This is a genomic window from Microvirga sp. P4_G7 (assembly GCF_056401005.1).
In genome coordinates this window covers 1-7,427 of record NZ_JBFUKD010000136.1, presented here as the reverse complement: position 1 = coordinate 7,427, position 7,427 = coordinate 1, and the positions used below count along the sequence as shown (strand labels likewise).

At 62.3% G+C, this 7,427-nt stretch carries 7 protein-coding genes; 3 read left to right on the top strand and 4 right to left on the bottom strand.

The window, feature by feature from the left end:
* A partial coding sequence (locus AC1DT3_RS08515; RefSeq protein ID WP_477464820.1) for an indolepyruvate ferredoxin oxidoreductase family protein occupies positions 1–2,211 on the bottom strand: 2,211 nt, incomplete at its 3' end.
* Positions 2,212–2,478: 267 nt separating this feature from the next.
* On the opposite strand from AC1DT3_RS08515, the gene AC1DT3_RS08510 reads away from it, so the two are divergent.
* From AC1DT3_RS08510 to AC1DT3_RS08500, 3 genes are all read left to right on the top strand, one after another.
* Positions 2,479–3,123 carry a DUF1007 family protein gene (locus tag AC1DT3_RS08510; RefSeq protein ID WP_477464819.1) on the top strand — a complete coding sequence of 215 codons (645 nt, stop codon included), beginning with the start codon at positions 2,479–2,481 and terminating at the stop codon, positions 3,121–3,123.
* The gene (locus AC1DT3_RS08505) at positions 3,114–4,139 is read left to right on the top strand and encodes a nickel/cobalt transporter (RefSeq protein WP_477464818.1); all 1,026 of its coding nucleotides are present in this window, start codon (positions 3,114–3,116) and stop codon (positions 4,137–4,139) included. The genes AC1DT3_RS08510 and AC1DT3_RS08505 overlap by 10 nt, the downstream gene beginning before the upstream one ends.
* Before the next feature lie 123 nt (positions 4,140–4,262).
* Positions 4,263–4,487, top strand: coding sequence for a hypothetical protein (locus AC1DT3_RS08500; RefSeq protein WP_477464821.1), 225 nt, complete (start codon positions 4,263–4,265; stop codon positions 4,485–4,487).
* 15 nt (positions 4,488–4,502) lie between these two features.
* Here the strand turns inward: AC1DT3_RS08500 and AC1DT3_RS08495 are convergent, their stop codons facing one another.
* The 3 genes from AC1DT3_RS08495 to AC1DT3_RS08485 all read right to left on the bottom strand — a co-directional run.
* The gene (locus tag AC1DT3_RS08495) at positions 4,503–4,865 is read right to left on the bottom strand and encodes a DUF1850 domain-containing protein (RefSeq protein ID WP_477464817.1); all 363 of its coding nucleotides are present in this window, start codon (positions 4,863–4,865) and stop codon (positions 4,503–4,505) included.
* Positions 4,862–7,150 carry a TRAP transporter permease gene (locus tag AC1DT3_RS08490; RefSeq protein ID WP_477464816.1) on the bottom strand — a complete coding sequence of 763 codons (2,289 nt, stop codon included), beginning with the start codon at positions 7,148–7,150 and terminating at the stop codon, positions 4,862–4,864. The genes AC1DT3_RS08495 and AC1DT3_RS08490 overlap by 4 nt, the downstream gene beginning before the upstream one ends.
* A gap of 97 nt (positions 7,151–7,247) precedes the next feature.
* Positions 7,248–7,427, bottom strand: a 180-nt coding sequence (locus tag AC1DT3_RS08485) for a TAXI family TRAP transporter solute-binding subunit (RefSeq protein WP_477464815.1), incomplete at its 5' end; no start/stop codon positions are given.

The window sequence follows — 7,427 nt, the reverse complement described above, 5'->3', positions numbered from 1 at the left end:
GGTGACGACACCCGTTCCGCCGACGCCCGTCACGATGACGTTGAAGGTGAGATCGATCGGCGGGATGACCGGATCCGGCAGCGGCTTCAAGTCGATGCCGTCGGTGACGCCGGTCGCGGGCAAAGCCTTCTTCATCTTGGCGCCATGCACGGTCACGAAGGACGGGCAGAAGCCTTTGACGCAGGAGAAATCTTTGTTGCAGTTGGATTGATCGATCTGGCGCTTGCGCCCGAACTCGGTCTCGACAGGCTGCACCGCGACGCAGTTCGATTGCACAGAACAATCGCCGCAGGCCTCGCAAACCAGATCATTGATGATGACCCGCTTATCGGGATCCGGATATTCGCCGCGTTTGCGGCGACGACGCTTTTCCGCGGCACAGGTCTGATCGTAGATCATGACCGTGACGCCGGGAATCGTGGCGAGTTCGCGCTGCACCGCTTCGAGATCGTCCCTGTGGTGGAACGTGGTCCCGGACGGCCATTGCGTCGTCTTCGGATACTTGTCCGGTTCGTCGGAAACGAGCGCGATGCGGGAGACGCCTTCTTCACGTACCTGGCGCGCGACCTGATCGACCGTCAATCCGCCCTCGTGCGGCTGTCCGCCCGTCATGGCGACCGCGTCGTTGAACAGGATCTTGTAGGTCATGTTCGTTTTGGTATCGATCGCCCAACGCAATGCCAGGACGCCGGAATGGTTGTAGGTGCCATCGCCGAGGTTCTGGAAAACGTGGTCACGCGTCGAGAACGGCGCCTCGCCGACCCAGTTCGCGCCTTCGCCGCCCATTTGCGTGAAGCCCTCGGTGGCGCGGTCCATCCACTGCACCATGTAGTGGCAGCCGATGCCCGCATAGGCGCGCATGCCCTCCGGCACTTTGGTCGAAGTGTTGTGCGGGCAGCCGGAGCAGAAATGCGGCGTGCGCGTCGCGATGTCGCTCGTCGCGGCAAGAACTGCCTGCGCCTCCTTCAGTCGCGCGACGCGACCGGCGAGATCGTCGTTGCGGTAGTACTTGAGAAGACGCTCGCCGATGACGATGGCGATGTCGTTCGGATCGAGCGAACCCTTGACCGGAAACAGCCAGCTGCCGCTCTCGTCCTTCTTGCCGATGCAGATCGGCTGGTTGGCGCTGCCGTAAAGCTCTTCGCGGACCTGCACTTCGATCAGCGAACGCTTTTCCTCGACGACGATGATCATGTCGAGGCCTTCGGCGAAGGCGAGCAATTCGCGCTGCGAGATCGGCCAAGGGCAGGCGATCTTGTACAACCGCAGCCCCATGTCGTTGGCCTTGACCTCGTCGAGACCGAGCTCGTCCATGGCTTGGCGGACATCGAGATACGATTTGCCGACAGTGATGACGCCGATTTTCGGCGTGCGTCCGCCCGAGAGAATGATGCGGTTGAGATTGTTGGCGCGCACGAAGGCGATCATCGCGTCGCGCTTGTAATCCTGCAGCCGCGCCTCCTGATCGAGCACGGCGTCCCGGGTGCGGATGTTGAGGCCGCCAGGCGGCATCATGAAATCATCGGGCATGATGATCTTCACACGATCGAAAGAACCATCGACGGACGCCGTCGATTCGATGTTCTCCTTCACGCATTTGAACGCGACCCACGTGCCGCAGAACCGGCTCATGGCATATCCGTAGAGCCCATAATCGAGGATTTCCTGGACACCCGCCGGATTGAGGATCGGGATCATCACGTCGAGAAAGTGGAATTCGGATTGGTGCGCGACGGTGGAGGATTCCGCCGTGTGATCGTCCCCCATCAGGGCGAGTACGCCGCCGTGCTTGGAGGTTCCGGCCATGTTGGCGTGGCGGAAGACGTCGCCGGAACGATCGACGCCCGGGCCCTTGCCGTACCACATGCCGAAAACGCCGTCGTATTTGCCTTCGCCGTGCAGCTCCGCCTGCTGGGAACCCCAAACGGCGGTCGCCGCGAGCTCTTCGTTGAGGCCCGGCTGAAAGACGATCTGTTCGTCCTTGAGCCAGCGTCTTGCCCGCCAAAGATTGAGATCGAGCCCCGCGATCGGCGATCCGCGATAGCCAGAAACGAAACCGGCCGTATTCAGCCCGGCGCGGCGATCCCGCTCACGCTGCATCAGCAACAGACGCACGATGGCCTGGGTCCCTGTCACGAAGACACGGTCCTTGGTCAGATCGTACTTGTCGTCGAGCGATACGTCCCGGAGAGCTACATGACCTGCGGTCATTGCCCGTTTCCTCCTCTGGCGCCCTCAAAGTCCGCCGGTGGTCCGGTCTTGTTGTTCTTTTATTTATGTCAGTAATGCTGACATATGAATGGGGCAGCGTCAATCAACCGCCCTGCCTCCCTTTGGCCTCCTTTCGCTTGCAAGGCTTGAAAACTTGCAAGCCTCCTAGAATTGCGGTCCAAGCGAGTTCGTAGCCCCTCTTCGGCAAGGCTCCTTCGACAAGCCTTGCGCTCCTTTTCGGCAAGCCTTGCCATTCAAGATAAACGCATGAAACCTCGCCTTGGTCTCAAAATCGTTCTGATGGCCGTGTTGGCCGGCCTCGCGACACCAGCTTCTGCCCATCCCCACGTCTGGGTGACGGCGAAGGCCGACATTGTCTTCGTCGATGGAAAAGCGACGGGCGTCCGACACACCTGGGCTTTCGACGAAGCCTATTCGTCTTACGTCACGCAAGGCCTCGACAAAAACAGCGATGGCAAGCTGACGCCCGACGAGTTGAAGGACCTCGCCAAGGAAAATACCGAATCGCTTGTCGAGTTCGACTATTTCACGATGCTGAAATCGAACGGAAAGAAGCAGCGCTTCGACGTCCCGCGCGATTATGGCATGGTCTTCGAGGGCGAGAAGATCATTCTGTCGTTCTTTCTGCCGCTGAAGACACCGGTGGCGGGCGGCGGCGCGATCTCGGTCGAGATCAACGATCCCTCGTTCTTCGTCTATTTCGAGATCCAGAACGACAAGGACGCCATCAAGATGGTGGGCAATCCTCCTGGTTGCTCGATCACCGTGACGCGCGCCAAGAACCTCGACATGGGTGCTCAGCAGGCGCTGACGGAGAGCTTCTTCGAGAACCCGGCGGCTGCGAGTTTCGGAACGCAATACGCCAACCGGGCGATCATCGCATGTCCGTGACGGCAGAACCCCTCGCCGCGTCGGAGCCCGCAAAGGGCCGCCTCTGGCAGCGGATCGCGCTCGCTGCCGCGGCGACAATCCTGGTAGCGGCCGTCCTCGCTCTGATCGTCGCCGCCTTCGCGCCCGCCTCGCCCACGCCCGTCAAGAACCCGTTCGGCATGGGCGTCCGCGAAGCGGCCCCCTCCGGCGCCTTCGGCGCGCAGATTCTTGCCGTACAGGCGAGCTTCTATAAGAGCCTGCAGGCGTCCGTACGCGAATTGAAGGACAATGGCGCGGCCCTCGGGTCGCTGCTTCTCATCGGCTTCGCCTACGGCGTGTTTCATGCCGCCGGCCCAGGTCATGGCAAGGCGGTGATTTCGGCCTACCTGATCGCCGACGAGAAGGCGCTGCGCAAAGGGTTTGGCTTGAGCCTCGCCGCCGCCCTGATTCAGGCGTTCGTCGCCATTCTCATCGTCGGCATCATCGCCTTTGTCCTGCGCGCCACCGCCGCGACCATGAATGCCCTGACCTCGCAGGTCGAAATGGCGAGTTTCGCCGTCGTCGCGTTGATGGGCGCGCTGATCACCTGGCGCAAATCGGGGAAACTTCTCGGCATCCTGGCGCTGGCGCGAGACCCCCTCGCCGTCCAGGACGAGACCTGCGACCATGTGCATCTGCCCCCGCCCGAAGCCTTCGATCGCCTCACGAAATGGCGTGAGATGGCCGGCGTCGCCCTCGCCGCCGGGATCCGCCCCTGTGCCGGAGCGCTGGTGGTTCTGGTGTTCGCCATGTCGCAGGGGCTCTTTCTCGCCGGCATTGCCTCGACCTTCGCCATGGCCCTGGGGACTGCTCTCACGACGGGTTTGATCGCCGCCCTCGCGGTTTTCGCTAAATCGCTGGCGCTTCGGATCGCCGGCGGGCGTGGTATCGGCGGCGCCGCGGCGATGGCCGGCATCGAGCTTTTGGCCGCGGCTTTCGTGCTCGTGCTCGGCCTCGGCCTMCTGTTCGGCCTGATGAACGCCGGTGTCGCTAGCTAGGGCAAAGGGCCCGCCTTCTTCGCAGGACTTGCCGATTTCTTCGCAGGACTTGCCCCCGCACCGGAATCTCGGTAGGTCCTAACCCCGGAAAAACGGAGTTTCGACTTGGCCAAGCCGACCCGCATCAACTGGCGCAACGTCCTGACCGTGGTCAGCATCATGATCCTGATCGGCACGGAGGTATTCGCCGTCGCCTTGTCCGGCGGCTGGGCGCTCGCGGGCCTGTTCGATCTCGGCGCGACGTTCGGATATATCCTGATGGGCCTGTTCAGCCTCATCGCGGCCTATGCCCTCGTCGTGCTCTGGCGCCATTGCGTCAAGATCGAGCCGTTGACCGAGCACGCCTGAGGCGATCGCCGTCTTTCAATCGCACGTTTTCATGACGACGGGATCAGCGTCGGGCGGAACGTAGCCCGCCATCGGGCGGCACTGCCCGGCGATGCAGATCTGCCAATCCGCGGTGGCGCCCGAACGGCGCAAGACGACCTCGTGTTGCGGCGGCACGCTCGGTCGCCAACGCCAGACCCCGTCTGCATATTGTGCGCCCGACGGCGGCTCCATGCCGGCTCCCGATCCCCGCACGCGCGCCTCGACGAGTTCGAGCCCCGCGGGTCCTTGCCGCCAATCTTCCTCCCAAAGAATCTTCTCGACCGAATGGGTCCAGGCCAGCGTGATCGCGCCCGCCATCAGGGGCGCGATCGTCGACCCGGCGAGAAGACAGATCATCGGCTCGCGAACGACGCCGGAGCCTGATGCGTACGCCAGAGATGGTAGCCGATGAACGCCGCGGAGAGGACGAATCCAAACTCGTCCGTGAGAGGAATGGCGAGCACCAGCAGCAGCGCGGCGCAGGCTGCCCAGAGCCGTTCCCACCAGCGAATGGGCGTCCGGAAGTAGCCGACTGCGGCGACGCCCCAGAGGCCCACGGCAAGACAGGCCTTGATCACGATGTAGACGACGGCGATCCAGTAGCTCGCGCCTTCGAGGCCCGGCACGGGCTGCAGCATCAGCGCCGGATCGTAAACCGCCATGTACGGAATGACGAAGCCGGGTAGAGCGATGCGCACCGCTTGCACGCCGATCTTCAGCCCCGATTCCTTCGCCATTGGTGCGGCCGCGAATGCCGCGAGTGCGACGGGCGGCGTGAGGTCGGCCATGATGCCGAAGTAGAACACGAACATGTGCGACACGATCAGCGGCACGTCGAGCTTCAGCAAGATCGGCGCGGCGAGCGAAGAGGTGATGATGTAGTTGGGAATGGTCGGAATGCCCATGCCGAGAATGAGGCTGAACACCATGGTCAGGACAAGCGCGAGGAAGAGATTGTCCTTGCCGATCGAAATCATCCAGGTGCCGACGATGGTGCCTAGTCCGGTCAATGTCATCGTGCCGATGACGATGCCGACAACGGCGCAGGCGAGACCAACCGGCAACGCCTGACGCGCTCCGTCCGCCATGGCGTCGACGCACACCTGCAGCGTCGTGCGCCCGCGGCCCGAGAATGCGTTCCACACGGAGAGAACCGCGACGACGACCACGACGAGCGTCACGCTTGCCGCGAGAGATGCCGCCGAGATCAGCGCCAGTGCGATCCAGAAGGCGACGCGCAGCGCCGGCAGGGCGAGGCCGGCCGCGATGGCGACGCCGAGAATCAAAGCGACGGTCAACGACAAGCCGACGGCACCTGCGAATAGCGGCGTATAGCCCGTGAACAAGAGATAGACGAGGACGGCGAGCGGCGTGATCAGAAACCAATTCCTCTTCAGTTCCGCCCACGCGCTTGGCAACTGATCCTTGGCAAGACCTCGCAGATTGAGCTTGCCGGCTTCGAGATGGACCGCGAGATAGCACGCGGCGAAGTAGAGAATTGCCGGAATGATCGCCGCTTCAACGATCTTGGCGTAAGGAACATCGATGGTCTCGGCCATGATGAACGCGACGGCGCCCATCACCGGCGGCATGATCTGTCCGCCCATGGAAGACGTCGCCTCGACGCCGCCCGCGAATGCCGCGGGAAAACCGAAACGCTTCATCAGCGGAATGGTGAACTGACCTGAGGCGACCACATTGGCGACACCGGAACCGGACACGGTACCCATCAACGCTGACGAAGCGACGCAGACCTTGCCCGGCCCTCCGAGCTTKTCGCCGAACACCGCCATCGAGATGTCGTTGAAGAAATCGATGACGCCCGCCTTCTCCATGAAAGCGCCGAACAGGATGAAGAGAAAGATGTATGTCGCCGAGACGAGTGTCGGGACCGCATAAATTCCTTCCGTGCCGAAGGACATGTGCTCGATCACTTGCTCCAGGGTGTATCCGCGATGATCGAGCGGTGCAGGCAGAAGGTGGCCGAGGAGACAATAGGCCAGGAACAAGCTGGCGACGATCGGAAGCGCCGGGCCCATGACGCGATAGACCAGAAAGATCAGAAGCACGAGCGCGGTGATGCCGACGACGAGATCGGATCCGGTCAGCTCTCCGGCCCGCACAACGAGATCGTTGTAGAGCGCCCATTGATAAAGGCCGACGGCAAAGCCTGCGAGGCCAATGGCCCACCCGATGAAGCGCGATGTCGAATTGGTCGCCCGATGATTGGCGATCATCGCGCCGGCGACGAGGCACAAGAAGCCGACATGCAGCGCGCGAACGACTTGGCTTGGCAAACTTCCACCGAATTTGACGATGAGTCCGAACGCAAGTGCGACGGCGAGCCAGGCCATCACGCCGTTGGTGATCGAGCGCCCGCGCATCCGCTCGACGCCGAGCCACGCCGCCCAGATCACGAGTGTCATGAGGAGAAGATGGATTGCCGTGACGCTGCCGACGAGAGGAATATCGAGCGGAATACCGAACGACGTGACGACCTGAAAAATCGAGAACGATACGGCAATCCAGAACAGCACCCGTCCGAGCAGACCCTCACCGAAGTTCTCGGGCAGGCCGTGTTCCGGGTTTTCGGCAGGCGCTTCGAGCTCTGCGATCTCCGGCGCGTTCATGCCATGGCTCATCCGACTGGTCCTTCTGGATTCGATACGCGTTCGATGCAAAAGCCGGGGTCGGAAACCCGCCCCGGCTTGAAGTGATCTGACGTGTGGTCCGCGTTCGCTACTTCGTGACGCCTTTTTCTTTCAGATAGCGCTCTGCGCCCGGGTGCATGGGAATGGGCATTCCGGAAAGGGCGTTCTCGAGCTTGATCTCGCGCGCTGCCGCGTGCGCCGCCGTCAGGTCGGGCAGGCTCTCATAGATCGATTTCGTCATCTGATAGACGGTGTCGTCCTTCATGCC